The sequence below is a fragment of the Plantibacter sp. ME-Dv--P-095 genome (assembly GCF_030209365.1).
Classification (GTDB): domain Bacteria; phylum Actinomycetota; class Actinomycetes; order Actinomycetales; family Microbacteriaceae; genus Plantibacter.
Genome location: NZ_JARVSB010000003.1, coordinates 356,482 through 376,902 on the forward strand (window position 1 = coordinate 356,482; position 20,421 = coordinate 376,902).

General features: G+C 70.7%; 13 protein-coding genes. 2 read left to right on the forward strand and 11 right to left on the reverse strand.

Translation table 11 applies throughout. The features are described from left to right. Nucleotides 1-46 precede the first annotated feature (46 nt). From QRN26_RS04215 to QRN26_RS04230, 4 genes are all read right to left on the reverse strand, one after another. Nucleotides 47-928, reverse strand: a complete 882-nt coding sequence (locus QRN26_RS04215) for a carbohydrate ABC transporter permease (protein WP_056780160.1) — start codon at nt 926-928, stop codon at nt 47-49. Nucleotides 929-943: 15 nt separating this feature from the next. Then, a complete protein-coding gene (locus QRN26_RS04220; RefSeq protein WP_056009881.1) occupies nt 944-1,942 on the reverse strand; it encodes a carbohydrate ABC transporter permease in 999 nt (332 codons plus the stop codon). Nucleotides 1,943-1,947: 5 nt separating this feature from the next. After that, a complete protein-coding gene (locus QRN26_RS04225; RefSeq protein ID WP_285035405.1) occupies nt 1,948-3,207 on the reverse strand; it encodes a sugar ABC transporter substrate-binding protein in 1,260 nt (419 codons plus the stop codon). Nucleotides 3,208-3,307: 100 nt separating this feature from the next. Next, nucleotides 3,308-4,516 carry a Gfo/Idh/MocA family protein gene (locus QRN26_RS04230; protein ID WP_285035406.1) on the reverse strand — a complete coding sequence of 403 codons (1,209 nt, stop codon included), beginning with the start codon at nt 4,514-4,516 and terminating at the stop codon, nt 3,308-3,310. 183 nt (nt 4,517-4,699) lie between these two features. On the opposite strand from QRN26_RS04230, the gene QRN26_RS04235 reads away from it, so the two are divergent. Continuing rightward, nucleotides 4,700-5,737, forward strand: a complete 1,038-nt coding sequence (locus QRN26_RS04235) for a LacI family DNA-binding transcriptional regulator (RefSeq protein WP_235522596.1) — start codon at nt 4,700-4,702, stop codon at nt 5,735-5,737. Here the strand turns inward: QRN26_RS04235 and QRN26_RS04240 are convergent. Then, complete coding sequence (locus QRN26_RS04240) at nt 5,727-8,309, reverse strand: bifunctional lysylphosphatidylglycerol flippase/synthetase MprF (protein ID WP_285035411.1); 2,583 nt, start codon at nt 8,307-8,309, stop codon at nt 5,727-5,729. The two genes, QRN26_RS04235 and QRN26_RS04240, sit on opposite strands and share 11 nt — an antisense overlap. Nucleotides 8,310-8,564: 255 nt before the next feature. On the opposite strand from QRN26_RS04240, the gene QRN26_RS04245 reads away from it, so the two are divergent. Beyond that, complete coding sequence (locus tag QRN26_RS04245; RefSeq protein ID WP_056009877.1) at nt 8,565-9,956, forward strand: glycine--tRNA ligase; 1,392 nt, start codon at nt 8,565-8,567, stop codon at nt 9,954-9,956. Nucleotides 9,957-10,053: 97 nt separating this feature from the next. On the opposite strand, the gene QRN26_RS04250 is transcribed toward QRN26_RS04245, so the two are convergent. From QRN26_RS04250 to QRN26_RS04275, 6 genes are all read right to left on the reverse strand, one after another. Beyond that, entirely contained in the window at nt 10,054-10,797 is a 744-nt protein-coding gene (locus QRN26_RS04250) for a dienelactone hydrolase family protein (protein ID WP_056009875.1), read from the reverse strand. Between the two features lie 134 nt (nt 10,798-10,931). Beyond that, nucleotides 10,932-12,563 (reverse strand): beta-N-acetylhexosaminidase, encoded by a 1,632-nt coding sequence (locus QRN26_RS04255; protein WP_285035413.1) that lies wholly within the window; start codon nt 12,561-12,563, stop codon nt 10,932-10,934. Nucleotides 12,564-12,588: 25 nt separating this feature from the next. After that, entirely contained in the window at nt 12,589-12,939 is a 351-nt protein-coding gene (locus QRN26_RS04260) for a hypothetical protein (RefSeq protein ID WP_285035416.1), read from the reverse strand. A 168-nt stretch (nt 12,940-13,107) separates the two neighbouring features. Beyond that, on the reverse strand, nt 13,108-14,850 hold the full coding sequence (locus QRN26_RS04265) for a DUF5605 domain-containing protein (protein ID WP_285035419.1): 1,743 nt from the start codon (nt 14,848-14,850) through the stop codon (nt 13,108-13,110). A gap of 120 nt (nt 14,851-14,970) precedes the next feature. Continuing rightward, a complete protein-coding gene (locus QRN26_RS04270; RefSeq protein ID WP_285035421.1) occupies nt 14,971-17,799 on the reverse strand; it encodes a family 78 glycoside hydrolase catalytic domain in 2,829 nt (942 codons plus the stop codon). Further along, a complete protein-coding gene (locus QRN26_RS04275) occupies nt 17,796-20,273 on the reverse strand; it encodes a beta-glucosidase family protein (protein ID WP_285035423.1) in 2,478 nt (825 codons plus the stop codon). The genes QRN26_RS04270 and QRN26_RS04275 overlap by 4 nt, the downstream gene beginning before the upstream one ends. Nucleotides 20,274-20,421 lie beyond the last annotated feature (148 nt).

Here is a 20,421-nt window from a genome sequence, read left to right on the forward strand (position 1 = left end):
CGAGGATGCGTTGCGTGGTCGGAGAGGGTGTCTGCGTGCTGGTCGGTCATTTGACGGCACCGCCCGTCGCCCCGGCGGCGATGAAGCGCTGGGCGATGACGAGCAGGATGATGGCGGGCAGGGACGAGAGGACCGCGGTCGCCATGACCGCGCTCCAGTTCGACACCTGCGAGCCGAGGTACTGGTAGATCCCGAGGGTCACGGGGCGCACGTCCTCGGTCGTCGTCAGGGTCAGCGCGAACAGGAAGTCGCTCCAGGAGAACAGGAACGCGAACAGTCCGGCGGTGATGAGCACGTTGCGGCTCACTGGTAGGACGATCGAGACGAACGCCCGCACGAGCCCGGCGCCGTCGACCCGTGCCGCCTCGACGATCGAGGGTGGGATGGTCTGCATCGACGCCCGCAGGATGAGGATCGCGAACGGGATGGCGTGCGACGCGTCGGCGAGGATGAGCCCGGGAATCGAGTTGAGCAGGCCGAGGTCGTTGTAGGCGGAGTACAGGGCGTTGGCGATCACGATGCCGGGGATCATCTGCGCGATGAGGATCACGAGCAGGGCGACGCTGATCCACCGGAACCGGAACTGGGCGAGCGCGTAGGCCGCGGGTGCGGCGATCGCGAGGGTCAGCACGACGGTCCCGAGCGAGATGACGAGGCTCGTCACGAGGTGCCCGCCCTGGTCGGCGATCGCCTTCTCGTACCCGGCGAAGCTCGGGTTCACGGGGAAGAAGTCGCCGGTGAGGGTGTTGCCCGACGGCTGCAGCGACGCGTTCACCATCCAGTAGACGGGGAAGAGCATGATCGCGAGGATGAGGACGCCGAGGACGGTGGAGCCGAGGCGCCGTCGGTCGCCGCGGCGGCGCGACGGGCCGACCGGGGCGAAGCGACGGGTCTGTCGGCCGCCGGTCACGATGCTGGTCGTGGTCATGAGGGGTCGGTGTCCTTACTCGTCGACCGCGCGTCGGTTGACGCGGAGGTAGACGATCGCGAAGAGGAGCGAGATGACGATCAGGATGTTGCTGAACGCGGCGCCGACGCCGAACTCGAAGTTCACGAACGACTCCTGGTACGAGCGCACGGACAGCGTCTGGGTGGCGTTCGCCGGGCCGCCGTTCGTCAGGCCGAGGATGATGTCGAGCACCTTGATCGTGTAGACGACGCCGAGCACGAGCACGACGCTCACCACCGGGCGGAGGTTCGGCCACGTGATGTGGCGGAAGGCCTTCCACCCCGTCGCGCCGTCGAGCGCACCGGCCTCGTACAGTTCGTCGGGGATGTCCTGCAGGCCTCCGTAGAGGATCGTGACGTTGAACGGGATGCCGATCCAGATGTTCACGAGGACGACCGCGAACAGGGCGACCGAAGGACTGGTCAACCACGGGACCCCGCCGAGGCCGATGGTGCCGAGGGCGGTGTTCAGGACACCGCTGTCCTGATCGAGGATCGACCGCCAGGTGGCGCTCGACACGATCAGGGGGAGGAGCCAGGGGAGCAGCAGCATCGCCCGGAGGAACGAGCTCAGGGGGAAGCGTCGCTTGAAGAACACCGCGAGGGCGAGCCCGATCACGAACTGACCGGCGATGGAGCCGACCGTGAACAGCGCCGTGTTGAGGAGCGCCGGGGTGAACAGCTGGGAGCTGAACACGGTCACGTAGTTCGCGAACCCGACCCACGGTGCCTCGCCCGTGAAGAAGGTCTTCGTCGTGTACTCCTGGAAGCTCATCGTCACGTTCTTGACGACCGGGTAGCCGAAGAACAGCACGATGTAGAGCGCTGCCGGGGCGACGAAGCCGAGCTTGACGAGGTCTTCCCGACGGACGCGTCGGCGCCGGCGGGCGGCCCCGGCAGGGGTGCGCTTCAGGGGCGCACCCCCGTCGGTGCCGTCGGGACGTCGGTCGGTCTTCCGGTCCTGGAGCGAGGCTCCGGCGATGCCGCTGCTCATCGGGATCAGCCCGCGGCCGCCTGCTTGAACGCCTCTTCAGGCGTCGCCTGCCCGGTCAGGGCGAGCTGGATGGCGGTGTAGATCTCGGTCGCGGCCTCGGGCCACTCCTCGCCGAGCTCACCGGTGCGCGAGCGGGCGTTGGCGACCTGCTCGGTGAACGCGGCCATCTCGGGCACCTTGGCGACGTACTGCTCGGCCAGGGCCGTCTTCGTCGGGACGGTGAAGCGTGCCTCGGCGAGGGCGAGCTGGTTCTCGTCGCTCGAGATGCACTCGACGAACTTCGCCGCCTTCGCCTGCTTGTCCTTGTTCCCGGTCACCGGGACGGTCCAGACCTCGCCACCGAGCGGGGCGACGGGCGTCTGACCGGCCTTGTTCACCGGCACCTGCACGCTGCCGTACTTGAGGTCCGTGTGGGCGCTGAGAGCCGGGATCTGCCACGGGCCGTTGATCATCATCGCGGCCTTGCCGGCCATGAACTGGTCGTTGACGTCGGCCTGCGACCAGTTGATGACGCTCTTCGACGCGGAGCCGGAGTCCACGAGGTCGACCTGCAGCTGCAGGGCCTCGGCGACCGCCGGCGTGGTGAGGTCGGTCTCGTCGCCCCCGTTGGTCCACATGAACGGCAGGAACTGCCAGCTGCCCTCGTAGGTGGCGATGGAGCTGAACGCGAGCCCGTAGGTGTCGCCCTCGGTGAGTGCGGCCGCCGCCGTCTTCAGCTCGTCCCACGTGGTGGGCGGGGTGATGCCCTTCGCGGCGAGGAGGTCCTCGTTGTAGAAGAGGCCGAGGGTGTTGACCGTCGGTGCGAGGCCGTAGACCTCGCCCTCGTAGCTCGCGGCGTCGAGGATGCCCTTCGCGAAGCCGGAGGTGTCGACGTCGTAGTCGCTGAGCGGCGAGAGACCGCCGGTCGCCGCGATCTCCTGCACGTCCGGGTTGTCGAGCATGAGCACGTCCGGCAGCGTCTTGGACGACGACTGCTGCAGGACCTTCTGGATGAGGTCCTTGCCGGGGACGTTCTCGCGCTTGATCTTCACGTCGAGCTCCGTGGCGCAGCGGTCGAGGGCTTCGCCGACGAGGGTCTTGTCCGGCTCGTTGTTGTAGTAGTCGAGGATCGTCAGGGTGTCGGCGTCGCCGCCGGCCGCAGCGCCACCGCCGCCGCTGCACGCGGTGAGGGCGAACGGGGTGATCGCGAGGATCGCGATCGAACCGAGCACGTGCGGCCGCCGGATGAGGCGCTGCTTCGTGTCGCGGGTGGTCGTGGATCGCATGTCATGGCTCCTTTGCCTGGTGAGTGGTGATCGTGGTGCGGTGCTGATCGTGGTGCGGTGGATGGTCGTCGGATCGGTCGGTGGTGGTCGGGCGGGGAGGTCAGCGGTCGAGCGTGACCCAGCCGGCGTTCGCCGCGGCGCTCTCGGCGACGGCGGTGAGGACGCACTGCACGCGGAGGCCGTCGGCGAAGCCCGGCTCGGGTCGCCGGCCGGTGGCGAGGTCGCGGGCGAGGTCGGCGACCTCGTGGACGAAGGTGTGCTCGTAGCCGAGGCCGTGGCCGGCCGGCCACCAGGCGCCCGCGTAGGGGTGACCGGGCTCGGTGACGAGGATGCGCCGGAAGCCCGCCTCCTCCGCCGGGAGGGTGTGGTCGTGGAACTCGAGTTCGTTCATGCGCTCGAAGTCGAACGTGATCGAGCCGTCGGAGCCGTCCACCTCGAGTCGCATCGCGTTCTTCCGGCCGGTGGCGAAGCGGGTGGCTTCGAACGTCGCGAGCGCCCCGCCGTCCGTCCGGCCGATGAACACGACCGCGTCGTCGACGGTGACCGTGCCGGTGCGCGGGGTGGCGGCGGTCGCGGTGGCGCTGAGGCCGCTCGACGCGTCGGGGAGCGGACGTTCGGTGACGAAGGTCGAGCTGAGCGCGCTGACCCCGGTGAGCTCCTGCCCCGTCACGAAGCCGACCAGGTCGATGATGTGGGCACCCAGGTCGCCGAGCGCTCCGGAGCCGGCCTGCTCGGCGTCCAACCGCCAGACGAGGGGGAAGCCGGGGTCGACGATCCAGTCCTGCAGGTACTGCGCGCGGATGTGACGGATGGTGCCGAGCCGGCCGTCGGCGACGAGGCGCTGCGCGTAGGCGAGTGCCGGGGTGCGGCGGTAACTGAAGCCGACCATCGCCTGCACGCCCCGGGTCGCGGCGCGTTCGGCGGCCGCGACCATCCGCTCAGCCTCCTCGAGCGTGTTGGCGAGCGGCTTCTCGCAGAGGACGTGGATGCCGGCGTCGAGCGCGGCGATCGCGATCTCGGCGTGGAGGTGGCCCGGCGTGCAGATGTCGATGACGTCGACGTCGCCCCGGGTGAGGAGGGCGCGCCAGTCGGTCTCGACGTCGGCGATGCCGAATCGGTCGGCGAAGGCACGGGCGGCTCCGGCGTCCCGACCGCTGACGGCGACGAGTTCGACGCCGGGGCCGAGGTCGAAGAAGCGCGGGGCGGTGGTCCAGGCCTGGGCGTGGATCGATCCCATGAAGCTGTATCCGACGATCGCGACGCGGAGTGGCTGCGCCGGACGGTCGTCGACGGTGGTGGCTGCAGGCATCTTCGCGGCTCCTTCGCCGGTCGAGGTCGGATCGCGCACGGCCGGAAGTTAACCGGTTTACTGCGCGCTTCGGGAACCAGCATGCCTGCGTCTCGGCCCGCCGTCAAGGATGAATTTAACCGGTTTACCGAATCGTGATCCGTGAGAGACTTGCCGGACACCAGAGCACGTGAGCGGGGACCCATGGCAACGATGCGTGACGTCGCGCGGCTCGCCGGAGTCTCCGTCGCCACCGTCTCGTTCGTCGTCAACGACTCCAAGCCCGTGTCCCCGGCCACCCGCCTCCGGGTCGAGTCGGCCATGGTCGAGCTCGACTTCCGACGGAACGCGGTCGCCAGGGCGCTCGCGAGCCGCCGCACCCGCATGATCGCGCTGCTCTTCCCCGTCCTCCAACACCGCCTGTCGGACACCGCGGCCCGCTTCTTCACCGGTGCCGCCGAGGCGGCCTCCGAGCTCGGGTACACCGTGGTCCTCTGGCCGGAGCCGAGCGACCCCGAGGCCCTCCGTGGACTCACCTCGGACGGCCTCATCGACGGCGTGATCCTCATGGAGGTGCGCCTCGACGACCACCGGGTCGACCGGTTGCTGGCGGCGCGGACCCCGCTGACGCTCATCGGCCGCACCCGCGACCCCTCCGGGCTCGACTACGTCGACGTCGACTTCGAGGGCATGGTGGAGCAGTCGATCGACCGGCTCCAAGAGCTCGGGCATCGGGAGTTCGTCCTCGTCGAGGAGGTGGAACGCGAGGGACTCGACGGATACGGGCCGGTCGTGCGCGTGCAGGAGACGTTCCACGCCGTCTGCGACGAGCGCGGCCTCCGCGGCCGGACCCTCCGGTGCGCCCCGGACCCCGCCGGCGGTCGCGCGCTCGCGGCGACCCTCGTGGCCGAGGCTCCCGAGGTCACGGCGATCCTCGTCCTCAACGACCGGGCGGCCCTCGGGCTCGTGAGCGAACTGGGCAAGCTCGGCGTCTCGATCCCGGATGAGCTGTCCGTCGTCCTCATCGGCTCGACGCGCGAGGTGTCGGAGGCGGCCGATCCGGCGCTCGCCGTCACCCTGCTCCCCGCCACGGAACTCGGACGCATGGGGGTGGAGACGCTCGTCGGCCGCCTCGACGGCACGCTCGGCGAGCTCCGTCACGAACTCGTGAAGGGTCCCTTCCTCGAGGGCGAGTCACTCGCCCCACCGCCGGTGGCGGGGCAAGCTCGGCTCAGCGGCTGAGGGTGCGGACGAGCGCGATGGCCTCCTTCGGGGAGACGTCGGGGAGGTAGGCCTTGCCGACGGCCGTGCCGATGATCGGGAGCGCGAGCGGGTCCGAGTAGGTCATGTAGATGGTCTCGTACGTCGGGTTGAACTTCGCCTTGAACCGGAACAGCGAGGAGAACCCGTAAGCGGGCTCGAGGGTCTTCGCGAGGAAGTCCATCAGGCGCGTCATCGCGGTCGCCGGCGGTGGCGTCTCACCCGGCCGGAGCGGCTTCGTCGCCAGCGGTGCGCCGGAGAGCGACAGCACCTCGACCCCCGTCTCGCGCATGTGCAGCGCGGCCGAGGCGATGAGGAACTCCATGACCCCGTTCAGGCTGCCGTCGGCGCGGCGCATGAAGTCGATCGTCCACCCGACGACGCGCCCGTCGCGGTACGACGGCAACCAGCTCGTGATCGCCTGCAGCCGTCCGTCGGGCCCGATCGCGAGCATGAGGGCGACCTCCGGGTCCTTCAGCTCCTCCATCGCACCGAGGGTGAAGCCCATCTCGGGCAGTTCCTTCTCGGCCACCCACTGCTCGGAGATCGACGTGATCTCGTTGACCATCGCCAACGGCAGCTCGTCCCAGGTGGTCCAGAGCGTCGTCAGCCCCTCCTTGATGCCGCGGTTGAGGGCCTGCCGCACCTTCTGCCACGGCTTGCCCGTGAGTTCGAAGGTCGGCGGGTGCATGAGGGTCTCCTCGCCGACCGACATGACCTGCCAGTCGAGCTCCGCGAACACCGGCAGGTACTGCTCGTGCACGCTGTAGAACACCGGGATCCAGCTGTTCGCGTCGCAGAACTCGGCGAACCCGCGGATCGTGGAGCGGCCGTCGGAACCCGGCGCGATCGGATCGGACATCGTGATCGCGATCCCGTTGATCACCCGGTAGGCGACCGCGCTGCGGCCGTCCTCGGCGAACCAGTAGTCGTTGCCCGGCCAGGTCGCCATGAACCCCATGGTGCCGCCGCCGCCCTGCTTGAGGAGCTGCCGGATGCGGGCGCCGTCACCCTGGTGCGTCGTCGGCCCGGTCGCAGCGAACAGCCGGAGCATGGCGAGCAGGAACACCGCCCAGAAGATGGGGCCGACCCACTCGAACGCGAACACGGTGAGCCCGTCCGTGGGGAAGGTGGGGCTCCCGAGCGAGCCGAGGAACACCCCGGGCAGGAACCGGCGCGGCACGTCGGAGAGGAGGGTGGCGAGGCCGGCCGGCTCCGGGAGGAACGTGGCGCGGTTGATCCACCCGATGAGCAGCTCGCCGAGGAGCAGCACGACGAACGCGAAGACGACGGTGAACACGAACTTGCGACGGGCGTCACGGGGCGCCCGCACCTGGAAGTGCCGGCGCTGAGCGATGAGCAGGAGGGCGAGCGCCAACGGGACGACGAGCGCGGCGGCACCCCAGAGCAGGATCTCCCACAGGTCCGTCCCGTTCTGGTCGAAGCGGAGCGCGTACACGAACGCGAACGCGCCGATGACGGCGAGGGCGAACTTCACGACGATCGTCAGGATGAGCGCGAACCGCCGGCCGTTGCGCAGGCCGATCGCCGCGACGACGAGGAGCACGAGCGGCACGAAGGTCAGGACGAGGGACCCCGTCCCGGCCTGGCTCGCGATCGCGATCTCACGGTTGCACTCGTCGGTGAAGCTCGCGGCGCACCGGCCCATGACCTCGTCGTAGTCCGGGACGGTGTCGCTGAACACGTTCCCGAGGTAGGAGAGCAAGCCGATCGCATTGGGGGAGATGATCGAGATGAGCGGCCCGATCGCCGACACCGAGATCGTCGCCGCCAGCAGGGTCCTCGTCTCCTGGTGCGAGCTGCGGTTCCAGCGGGTGCGCTGCCGGCCCAGGGCCCGCGCGAGCACCCGCCCGAGCACGAGCCCGAGCATGGCGGCGATCAGCCGGTACACGTCGGTCGTGTCGCCGTTGTAGAGCACGAACATGAGGATGAACCCGATCGTGATCACCCGGATGCGCCGCCGCCAGAGGGGGAGGGCGAAGGCGCTCGCCGCGAGGAGGGCGCCGACGATGCCGACGAAGGGGTCGAGGGTCAGGTCCAACTCGACGGTGATCGCCCAGAGTTCTCCGATCGCGGCCCCGATCGCCTGCAGACCGATACCCACGAGGGTGCCGGCGACCCCGAGGACGAGGAAGGTCCAGAGGGTGCGCCGCGAACCCATCAGGCGTTCGGCGACCCCGAGCAGTCCGACGGCGCCGAGGACCGCGAACACGAGTTGGAACGGGTCCCAGGCGATCACGAGGGCGCTGAGCGGCGTCCACCAGTGCCCGGCCTCGACGGTCGTCGCGAACCCGGCGGCCCACTGCTCCTGGACCGCCGTGGAAGCGGGTCCGGTCGCCGTGCCGGTCAGGACCGCGAGGACGAGGATGATCGCCGCGAGCCCGAAGCTCACGGGTGTCCCGCGGACGAACCGGACGGCCGACGTCTGGAAGCCCGCGAGCCGTGCTGCGGTGCGTGATCGCCGCGACTCCGTCGATGTCGTGCCCGTCGCTGTGGGAGGTGTGCCCGTCCCCGGTGTCTCGCTCGAGCTCATGATGTCCCTTCCGCCGTGCTGTCCGGCGTGCCACTCCTCACGATCATGGCCTGCGGGGAGCGGACTTGGCGAGTCCGCCGGGCGGCTTCACGGCGGAGGCGCGCGCCGATGGGCCACGGGATGTGCCCGCCGCCCGTGCCTCGGTTTGGCGGTGCTCAGCGACGCGCCCGTAGGATTGGAGGGTTCCGGGAGCGGGCGCCAGCCAGGCGTCAGCACCGCAGACACCGCCGCGATCCGCGGCATGGAGAGGCCCACATGGCAGAGCAGTCCCGACTCGATTCCGTCGTCACCCTGGCGCAGCACCGAGGGTTCGTCTTCCCCTCCGGCGACATCTACGGCGGAACCCGGTCGGCGTGGGACTACGGGCCCCTCGGCGTGGAGCTCAAGGAGAACATCAAGAAGCAGTGGTGGAACGCCTTCGTGCGCGGCCGCGGCGACATGGTCGGTCTCGACTCCGCCGTCATCCTCCCCACCGCCGTCTGGGAGGCGTCCGGCCACGTCAAGGTCTTCAGCGACCCGCTGACCGAGTCGCTCATCACCCACAAGCGCTACCGGGCCGACCACCTCTTCGAGGCGTACGAGGCCGAGCACGGCCACCCGCCGGAGAACGGCCTCGCCGACATCCCCGACCCCGAGCACCCGTCGAAGATCGGCCAGTGGACCGAGATCCGTCAGATGTCCGGCCTGCTGAAGACGTTCCTCGGTGTCGTCGACGACGAGTCGGGCCTGCACTACCTGCGCCCGGAGACCGCGCAGGGCATCTTCACCAACTTCTCGAACGTGCTGCAGACGGCGCGCAAGAAGCCGCCGTTCGGCATCGGCCAGATCGGCAAGGCGTTCCGCAACGAGATCACCCCCGGCAACTTCATCTTCCGGACGCGTGAGTTCGAGCAGATGGAGATCGAGTTCTTCGTCGAGCCCGGCACGGACGACGAGTGGCAGCAGACGTGGATGGACCTCTGCTGGGCGTGGTTCATCGACCTCGGCATGACGCCGGACAACATCCGTTGGTTCGAGCACCCGCAGGAGAAGCTCGCACACTACTCGAAGCGCACCGTCGACATCGAGTACAAGTTCGGCTTCGCCGGCAGCGAGTGGGGCGAGCTCATGGGCGTCGCGAACCGCACCGACTACGACCTCAAGGTGCACGCCGAGAGCTCCGGCAAGGACCTCAGCTACTTCGACCAGGCGAAGAACGAGCGGTACATCCCGTACGTCATCGAGCCGTCGTTCGGCCTGACCCGTGCGCTCATGGCCTTCCTCGTCGACGCCTACGAGGAGCAGGAGCTGCCGCCGAACGCCAAGGGCAAGATCGAGAAGCGCACCGTGCTGCACCTCGACCCGCGACTCGCGCCCGTGAAGGTCGCCGTGCTGCCGCTGTCCCGCAACGAGGCGCTCTCGCCGCTCGCCCGCCAGATCGGCGACGAGCTGCGCGGCTCCTGGAACATCGACTTCGACGACTCGGGGGCCATCGGTCGCCGCTACCGCCGTCAGGACGAGATCGGCACCCCGTTCTGCGTCACGGTCGACTTCGACTCCCTCGAGGACAACGCGGTGACGGTCCGCGACCGCGACAGCATGCAGCAGGAGCGCGTCGCGATCGACGAGCTCTACGCGTACCTCGCCACGCGCCTCAAGGGCGCGTAGGCCTCCACCGCTCCACACGAACGCCCGCTCGCCCATGTTTGGGCGAGCGGGCGTTGCTTCGCCCAAGAATGGGCGAACGGAAGCGGATCGCTCGGGGCTAGGCGTTGCCGAGCGAGGTGTCGAGGAACGCGAGGGTCTTCACCCAGGCGTCGGCGGCCGCGTCCTCGCGGTAGGTGATCGTGTTCGTGTCATTGAAGAACGCGTGTCCGGCCTCGGGGTACACCGTCGCCGTGAACTCCACGCGGGCGTCCTCCATCGTGGTCGTGAGGTCGGGGAGGCTCTTCATGAGGTCCTCGTCCTGGTCGCCGTAGAACGCGAGCACCGGGCAGGCGATCGACGTGACGGCCTCGGGCTCCGGCGGGTACCCGTAGAACGGGACGGCGGCACGGATGCGGCGGTCGGCGGCCGCGAGCGCGAAGCTGTACCCGCCACCGAAGCAGAACCCGACCACGGCGACGCGTCCGTCGACACCGTCCTCGTCGAACAGGACGTCGACGGCCTTGCCGAGGTACCCGAGCGCCTCCTCGGCGTACTCCGGCGACTTCGACACCGACAGCGCCTCGCGGAACCGCGGCTGCGCGGCCGTGCGGGTCGCCTCGTCGCCACTGAAGACGAGCTCCTGCAGCTCCGTGCCGATCTCGGGCGTGACGCCGGCGCCGCTCAGGATGTCGGGCGCGACGACGATGTAGCCCTCCGCGGCGAAGCGGTCGGCGACGTCGATGATGTGCGGGACGAGCCCCCAGATCTCGTGGATGAGTACGAGCCCGCCGCGGAGTTCGACGCCCTTCGGCGGGTCGGCACGGTAGGCGGTGACGCCCTTGGTCAGCGTGATGGTGGTCATGTCGCCAGTGTTCCAGCCGACCCTCCGCGACACCTGGGGGTTGCGCTGGGCGGACAGTGGGCGCCCTTCGACAGGCTCAGGGACCGAGGAGGTGCAGGCTCAGGGACCGAGGGGCAGGCTCGGGGACCGGCGCGCTAGGCGCGGATGTCCTTCGTGAGCTCCTCGACGAGGGCGGCGCGCTGCTCGCGCGTGGAGGGCCGGCCCTCGGCGTCCGGACGTTCCTGCCACGGCAGCGGACCCGACGCCCGCCGGTACTCGACGCCGAGCGCGTCGAGCCGGGCCAGGTGCTGCCCGAGACGTTCCTCGAAGCCCGCGAGGTCCCGGTCACGACCGACCCACGCCACCTCGGCGAGGGCGCAGAGGCGCGGATACGCCTGGTAGTCGATGACCCGGGCCGAGTCCATGTGCTCGGTCCAGATGTTCGCCTGCACACCGATGACGTGCGCGCCCTCCGCCGCCGTCAGCTCCGCGGGCACGGGTTCGAAGGTGTAGACCTCGGCGACGGTGAGCGGCGGGCCGACCGGGATGGGCTCGCGCGGGTCGTCGGACTCCCGGTAATCGAGGTAGACGCGGTCGTCCGGGCAGGCGATGACGTCGTAGCCCTGGCGCGCGGCCACGACCGCACCGAACTCACCACGCCAGGAGGCGACGGTCGCGTCCTTCGGCAGCCCGCCGCCCTCGAGGATCTCGTCCCAACCGTAGAGCCGTCGTCCGGCGGCGGACAGGTGCGTCTCGAGCTGACGGATGAACCACGCCTGCAGTTCTTCGACCGAGGCCAGGCCGCGCTCGGTCATGAGGGCCTGCGTGCGCGGGCTCGCGGCCCAGCGCGTCTTCTTCGCCTCGTCGCCGCCGACGCCGATGAAGGTGGAGGGGAACAGGTCCATCACCTCGTCGAACACCGTGCGGAAGAAGTCGACGGTCGGCTCGCCCATGTCGAGGATCGCCTCGTTGATACCCCAGCGCGTCCACACCGACGGCTCGTCGGGGTCCTGCGCGACGTCGGGGACGGCGAGTTCCGGGTAGGCGGCGATGATGGCTCGCGCGTGGCCCGGCAGGTCGACCTCGGGGACGACGGTGATCGAGCGGGCTGCGGCGTAGGCGACGATCTCGCGGAGATCGTCCTTCGTGTAGAAGCCACCGTGGGGCCGGCCGTCACCCGGTGCGTGTCGTGCGGCGCCGTGCTGGCTCTCCGCGCGCCAGCCGCCCACCTCGGTGAGCTTCGGGAAGGCGTCGATCTGGATGCGCCACCCCTGGTCGTCGGTGAGGTGGAAGTGGAGGACGTTGAGTTTGTGCCGTGCCGCGAGGTCGATGAAGCGGAGGACGTCGGCCTTCGGGAGGAAGTGTCGGGCGACGTCGAGCATGACCCCGCGCCAACCGAAGCGGGGTGCGTCGTCGATCGTCGTGGCCGGGACCGTCCAGTCGAAGCCCGGCACGAGCGCCCGGCGGTTGACGGCGGGCGGCAGGAGCTGGGTGAGGGTCACCGCTCCGGAGAAGGCGCCGGACGCGTCGGACGCGACGATGCGCACGCCCTCCTCGCTCACCGTCAGGCGGTAGCCACCGGCGGGCAGGCCGTCCTCGTGGATGAACGCGATGCTGTCGGTCCGCAGGTCGATGCGGGCGTCGAGGTCGTAGCCGGTCGAGGCCTGCAGGACCTCGCGCAACCAGCGGCTCGCCGCCGTGAAGCGACGGTCGCCGCCGAGTCCGGTCGTGTCGCGGAGCGTGAACGCGCCCTCGTGCTGCTGGACGGTCGTTGGCAGGGGAAGCATCGATGGTCTCCTCGGGTGGACGTGCTCAGGCGCGGGTGTCGACGAGCGTGGTGAGGCGGTCGGCGATCAGCGTATCCGAGACGACCGTGAGCGGTGACTGGCCGGCTTCGGCGGCGAGGTCGGCGATGCTGCGACCGACGAGCTCACGCAGATCGGGGTGCGAGACCTGCGCGATCCGGATGGTCGACCAGTCGATGCGCTCGGCGACGGGCGGTTCGGCGAAGGACCGCTCGAGCTCGGCGATCACGGCGTCGTCACGCAGGCGGTCGAGGACCGCGTCGCCCCCGCCGCCGGTCACCCAGCTCGGCAGCAGCGCCGTGAGCGCCGTTCCTCGGAGGACGCTGCGCAGCAGGATGGTGCCGGTTCCGTCGTCCATGGGTCGCACTCCAGTCGTCGAGCGGTTGCGCATGCCGCAACTCAGGTTGCGCGAATGCCCGACAACTGTAAGTGGTCCGAACAAACCTGTCAACGGGGGCACTTCGACAGGCTCAGCGACCGGGAACGGCGGCTCAGTGAGCGGGGAGGGCGGCTCAGCGAGCGGGGGTCACTCCACGCGGCGGAGGCGCACCGCCATGAACTGCCGGCCGGGGAGATCGACACGGACGGTCCCGGAGAACGTGCCGGGCAGCGTCTCCACGGTCATGTTCCAGGTGTCGAGCACGTCGACGTGGAACTCGCCCTCCGGGAGGAAGACGTTCCGGAACCGCGGACGGTTGAACCCGAAGTACCCGATCACGTAGCGCCCGGCGACCCCACCCCACGGCACGTCCCAGTCGCCGGGGAGCGGGTCGAGTACGCCCGTCGGGGACTCGGCCGAGATGCGCTCGAGGAAGGCGATGCGATCCGGGCTCGAGCCGATGAGCGGTCCGCCCTTCGACCAGAACAGCTCCTCGCGCTCGTTGAGGTACGTCTCCCCGTGGCCGACGTAGCCACCGCGGATCGCGCCCTCCCAGAACCGTCGCACCATCTCCTCGCCGGTGATGTTGCCCCAGCCCTGGTCGATGTCGCCCTCGTACGCGCACTCGTCGATGACGATCGGCTTGCCCCACTGCTGCCGCCAGAGGTCCGTGTTCTCGGCGGTGCGGTACACGTCCACCCGCTGCACGCTGCAGTGCGTGATCCACGGCTTCGTGTAGTCGTAGAAGCCCTGGCAGTTGTGGATCGAGTTCAGGTGCCCGTGCGGGTCCTCCTCGCCGACCACCGCGGCCAGGCGCTCCCAGTCGTCGGTCGTCTTCGCCCAGAGCAGGTCGTACTCGTTGGCCATCGACCACCACACGTTCGCGAAGGCGGCGAGTCGGCGCACCGCGTAGCGGAGGTACCGCTCGTCGACGGCCGGGCCGAGGTCGGCGAAGCCCCACCGGTCGTAGGCGTGGAAGAGGATGAGGTCCGCTTCGATGCCGAGCGCCCCGAGCTGGGCGATGCGGTGCTCCAGGTTGGCCCAGTACGCCGGGTCGAACCGCTCGACGTCGAAGCCCTCGGCCAGGGAACCGACGAAGGGGAACGACGTGGGTTCGTTCGCGTTGTAGAGGTACGACTTGGGGAACACGCACATGCGGATCTTCGTGAACGGCGCGTCAGCCAGGGTGGCGAGCGTCGCCTCCTGGAGCTCCTCCGTCTGGTGCGTCCAGGCGTACGCGGTCGTGCCGAGCGGGCGGTGCCGGGTGCCGTCGGCGTGCGCGAAGTGGAACCCGTCCACCCGGACCGGACCGTGGTGGCCCGGCTCGGCGGCGCCGACCGTCACCGTCCCGGTGATCCCGTCGAGCGATCGCGCGGTCGAGGTCGTGATGAAGGTCCACTCGCCCGGCTCCTCGGCGAGCAGCCGCACGAGGTACCGACCGTCGCCGTCGTAGAAGCCGCCGACGGTGAGCTCACGCGCGCCGTTCGTGAACGTCGCGCCGAGCTCGACGTCGACGAAGGGGTTGCCGTGCGACGGACCCTCGAGGCGGACCTCGACGACGCCGTACTGCGGGACGGTGCCCGGCACGGTCACGACCGCCGAGCCGCGTTCGACCTCTTCGCCCTCGTAGCCGGTGTCCGGCTCGATCGCCTGACCGTAGGGCGCTCGGGCGTCCGGGCCGTCGTCGACCTCGGCCAACGCCGCCCACAGGCGTTCCTTCGCCTCGTCGTCGGCGAGTTCGGGGACGATCGCGGAGAGCTGGCCGAGGCGGATGCTCGTGAACTGCTTCGCCATCGGCGATGCCGCGATCCCGGGCAGGAACACCTCCAGGACGGCTCGGCCGGCCGGGCTGGTGAGGACGTCTCCGAAAGCTGAGCTGCGGTCGAACATGGATCTCCAGTGATCAGCCGAACGGGTCGGCGGTGGGCGAACGGTGGTGCGGGTGGTGGTGCTGTCGCTACGGGTGGTGCTGGCGGTGCGAGTGTTGCACGTGAAACAGCCGAGTGGCGTTTATCGCGCAACCCCCGCGGCTGACACGGCGGACAGGGCGGCCGCGACGTCGTCGAGCATCGTCGGCGGCGTGAACATGAGGAGCTGCCGGACGGTCCGACCGCGGCTCCACTGCGTCCCTCGACGGATCTCGTCGGCCTTGGCCTGATCGTGCCGGGCCACGGCCGCCAGGAGGGCGTCGTAGGCGGCCGGCCGGTCGATGATCTCCGAGAGCGGTGACTCGAGATCGAGTTCGACGGTGTCGTCGAGAGCGGTCGTCTCGACCACCGGCACGGTCCACTCGTGCCGACCCGATCCCACGGTCTCCACCGGTGCGCCGGGCAACGCGACCGTCGCCGTCGTGTTCGGCGGGACCTCCGCCGTGACCACGAGCGAGGAGCCCTCGCGGCGCCAGGCGACGGACGCCGGTCCGTACGGGGTGAGGTGTCGAGCTTCGGCGTGGTCGAGCCCGTCGATCGGCTGTGGGGCGATGCGCAGCTCCCGGTAGCCGGGCGCTGCGGGAGCGAGTCCCGCGACCGTGCGGTGCAGCCAGTCGGCGACGGCACCCAGGGCGTAGTGGTTGAAGGAGGTCATCTCGCCGGGGTTCACCGAGCCGTCCTCCAGCAGGCTGTCCCAGCGTTCCCAGACCGTGGTCGCACCCTTCGTGACGGGCGACAGCCACGACGGGTTCTCGGTCTGCAGCATGAGGCGGCCGGCGGCGCGGAGGTGACCGCCGTCGGTGAGCGCGTCGGTGATGAGCGGCGTCCCGACGAAGCCCGTGCCGATGCGGTAGCCGTCGGCGCGCACGAGGTCGGCGAGTCGGTCCGCGAGCCGCTGCCGCACCCCGGGGTCGTCCACGAGGTCGAACCGGAGGGCGAGGGCGTAGGCGGTCGGCGCGTCGGACATCATCCGGCCGGCCGGCGTCACGTACTCGGCGGCGAACGCGGCACGGCTCCGGTCGGCCAGGGCGCCGTAGTGCTCGGCGTCCGCCGTCTCGCCGAGGAGGGCGGCGGTGTCGGACAGGATCCGCAGCGACCTGGCGTGGTACGCGCTCGCGACGATGTCGGAGTCGACCCGGGCCTTCGCCGGCTGGTCCGGCGGTGCGCTCGGATCGAGCCAGTCACCGAGCTGGAAGGTGTTCGACCACAGCCCGTCGGTGCTGACCCGGAGGACGGCCTCGACCCACGACCGCATAGACGCGTACTGCTCGCGGAGCACGCCGAGGTCGCCGTAGCGCTCGTGGAGCACCCACGGCACGACGGTCGCGGCGTCACCCCACGCGGCGGTCGGACCGCCACCGGCGAACCCGGAGAGCGCTGCCGGGACGACCATCGGGACGACGCCGTCCGCGTGCCCCTGCTCGAGCGCGAGGTCGCGCAGCCAGGAGTCGAGGAAGGCGGAGCTGTCGTAGAGGAAGCTCGCGGTGGGCGCGAAGACCTGGAGGTCGCCCGTCCAGCCCAGGCGCTCGTCGCGCTGCGGGCAGTCGGTGGGGATGCTCAGGAAGTTCCCGCGCATGCCCCAGACGACGTTCTCGTGCAGGCGGTCGAGCAGCTCGTGCGACGAGGAGAACCAGCCGGTGCGCGTGAGGTCGCTGTGGAGGACGACCGCGGTGACCGCCGACGGGTCGACGTCGCCCGGCCAGCCGTCGATCTGCGCGTATCGGAAGCCGTGGAAGGTGAAGCGCGGCTCGAGGGTCTGCTCGCCGTCGCCTGAGAGGGTGAGGTGGTCGGTGGCCGCAGCGTTGCGGAGCGGTCGGAGGGCGAGCTCGCCCTCGTCGAGGACCTCCGCGTGTCGGAGGGTCAGGACCGTCCCGCGCGGACCCGAGACCGTGATGCGGAGCCGGCCGACGAGGTTCTGGCCGAAGTCGAGGATGGTCGCGCCGGACGGCGCCGTGAGCACCTCGGCCACCGCGCGTTCCTCGATGCGGCGGACGGGCGCGGCGATGCGGGCCTCCGGCACGGGGTGCGCTGCGTCGTCGACCAGGGCGGCGGACCACCCGGAGGCGTCGAAGCCCGTGGTGGCCCAGCCGGGTTCGGCGAGCGTCGTGTCGATCGCCTCACCGGCGTAGATCCCGCTGTCGACGAGGTCCGCGCCGTCCGCGGCCGACCAGCTGTCGTCGGTGACGATGGTCGCGGAGGTGCCGTCGGCGTAGTGGAGCTGCAGCTGGGCGGCGACGAGCGGCTGCTCCCCGTAGATCCGCTTCGCGAACTGGAAGAAGCCGTACCGTTCGGTGTACCAGGCACCCGCGACGGTCGCTGCGACGACGTTCTCGCCCGGCTCGATGAGCCCGGTGACGTCGACCGTCTCGTGCACGAGCCGGTCACCGTAGGCGGTCCAGCCGGGGGAGAGGACGTCGGCCGAGACGAGGGTGCCGTTCAGTTGCGGTTCGGCCGCTCCGAGTGCGGTCCAGTACAGGCGGGCACGACGGACGGGTCGGTCCACGGTGAACGATCGACGGACGCGCATGGGCTGAGCGGGTCGTTCCGGTGCGGCCAGCCCGATGAAGCCGGCGGCCCAGGCGCCGTCCGCGAGGAACGCGGCCTCGACGGTGAGCGGTGCGCTCCACGGGGTCTCCTCCCCGCTCGTCGAACCGGCCCGGACCTCGAGGGTGCGGACGGTGTCCGGTGTCAGCGGGCTGAACGGCCAGTCGACGAGGACCGACTCGCGACCCTCCACCCGGGCCGTCGCGCCGGTGTCATCCCGCAGCTCGGCCCAGGCCTGGACCCAGTCGGTGCCTGGCGTCTCGACCGTCCAGCTCAGCCGCGGTGTCGGCGTCGCGACCGCCGGGCTGTCGTCGCGGGCCTCCGCCCGCAGTCGCCCGATCCGCGCGCCGGTCGTCGCTGCCGTCATCGGACGGTCCCCGTGGCGATCGGAACGACCGTCTCGTGGACGAGGTCGACCACCGAGGAACCGATGCGGAGCGTGACGTCCCCGGCCTCGACCTGCCAGCCGTCGGCCCAGTGGGCGAACACGCGAGCGGGCAACGGGACCTCCCAGGAGACGGTCTCGCCGGCCTCCGCACGGACCACGGCGGATCCGACCAGCCAGCGCACGGGGCGGTCGACCGCGGAGTCGGCGCGCTCCGCGTACACCTGGACGACGTGCTTGCCGGCGCGCTCGCCGGTGTTCGTCGCGGTGCCGGCGAGGCGGGCGGTCCCGGCGTCGACCGCGCCGGAGACGGTACCTTCGTCGATGGTCCAGTTCGTGTAGCCGAGGCCGTGACCGAACCAGAACGCGGGCTGGGCGCCGGAACGCAGCCACGCCCGGTACCCGATGTGGATGCCCTCCTCGTAGCGCAGCACGCCGTCCACCGGTGTGACGTCGAGGACGGGGACGTCATCGAGCGACGCGGCCCAGGTCGTGCTCAGGCGCCCACCCGGTTCCGCGACACCGAGGAGGACATCGGCGAGGGCGTTGCCCATCTCCTGGCCGCCGAACCACCCGAGGACGACGGCGGCGACGTCGTCACTCCAGGGGAGCAGGACGGGGGCACCGGAGTTCACGACCACGACCGTGCGCGGGTTCACCGCGGCGACCGCGCGCACGAGCTCGTCCTGGCGGCCAGGCAGGGAGAGGTCGCTGCGGTCCCAGCCCTCGGACTCGACCTTCGCGTTGGTGCCGACGACGACCACCGCGACGTCCGCGGTCCGGGCCGCCTCGACGGCCTGCGCGATGAGGGCGTCGGGGTCGGAGTCGTCGGGGGCACGACCGACGGTCACGCTGATCGCCCCGAGGCCGTTCTCGCTCGGGGTGAGGTCGAACTCGGCTCGGATCTCGACCGGCACCTCGGCCTGCGCGGAGAAGGCACCGGTCGCCGAGGGCGGAGCGAGGAGTGCAGCACCGAGGTCGTTGCCGACGATGACGGGCTGCTCGTCGACGAGGAGGACGCCGTCGACGAAGAGGCGGCCGTGGAGGCCCGTGGCGAAGCCGAGCTTGAGCTGTTCGGAGGTCTCCGGCGTGTACGTGGTCGTGAGGACGAGCTGCGCCGCCGTGCCGATCGGGGCGTCGCCGCCGAACCAGACGAGCGCGGTGGAGCGGCGGTCCTCGGCGAAGAGTTCGGAGCCCTCCGCGTCGACGAAGGAGGCGAGCAGCCCGGGCTGACCGGTGCGGGGGTTGGTGAGGCGGTCGAGCGGCAGTTCGGCGACGCCCTCCTGCACGATGGCCCCGACGGCGTAGTCGATCGTCGCGTGGGGGAGGGCGAGCGTGAGGCCCTCGAGCGGGCTGACCGTGTGCTCGGGGAGCACCGTCGCGCTGCCGCCGCCCTGGGTGCGGGAGTCGCGGGCGTTGTGCCCGATGACGGCGACCCGGTTGAGGGAGGCTGCGTCGAGCGGCAGGGTGCCGTCGTTGGTGAGCAGCACCACGCCCTCGGTCTCGGCCTCCCGGGAGAAGGCGACGCCGTCGACCGGGGCCGGGGCGAGCGCCTCCTCGCCGAGCGCGCCGACGCGTACCGCGAGCGCCAGGAGTCGGGCGACCTTGCGATCGACGGCGGCCTCCTCGACTCGGCCGTCCCGTACGGCGGCGACGAGGGCGTCGCTCCAGGCGGGGGCTGGGCCGGGCATGGCGAGGTCCTGCGAGGCGGGCGCGGACCCGAGGCTGCGCACGCCGGTCCAGTCGCTGACGACGACACCGTCGAAGCCCCACTCCGAGTTGAGCGGCGTCTCGAGCAGCTCGTTCTCGCTCATCGTGACGCCGTCGACGGAGTTGTAGGCGCTCATGATCGCCCAGGTGCCGGCCTCGGTGACGGTGCGTTCGAACGGCGCGAGGTAGAGCTCGCGGAGGGCGCGCTCACTGGCCCGCACGTCGACGGTGAACCGGTCGGTCTCGGAGTCGTTCGCGACGTAGTGCTTGGGGGTCGCGGCGACCCCGTTGTCCTGTAGCCCGCTGACGTAGGCGGCGGCGAGCGAGCCGGTGAGCTCCGGGTCCTCGCTGAAGGCCTCGAAGTGCCGGCCGCCGAGGGGCGAGCGGTGCAGGTTGATGGTCGGGCCGAGGACGACGTCGACGCCCTTCCGGCGGGCCTCCGCGGCGGCGACCGCACCGTAGCGGTAGGCGAACGACGGGTCCCAGGACGACGCCAGTGCGGTGGCCGACGGAAGGTTGATCGAGGGGGAACGCTCGTCCCACACCGGCCCACGGACGCCGGCGGGCCCGTCGGACAGGACCATGGCGCGCAGCCCGATTTTCTCGAGCGGCACCGTCGTCCAGAAGTCGGCACCGGAGACGAGCGCGACCTTCTCCTCGAGGTCGAGGCGGGCGACGAGGGCGTCGATCGCATCGGTGTCGACGGGCTTCGTGGCGGCGGCGTGCCGGGGAGTGGTGATGGTCATGCGATGTGGGTCCGTTCTGGGGTGGCCCTTCGACAAGCTCAGGGACCGGATGTGGGTCTCAGGGACCGGATGGTGGGTCTCAGGGACCGGTGGTGCGCCCGGCCGGCCAGGTTCCTGGCCCCGGCCGACCGGGCGGTCGTGGTGATCC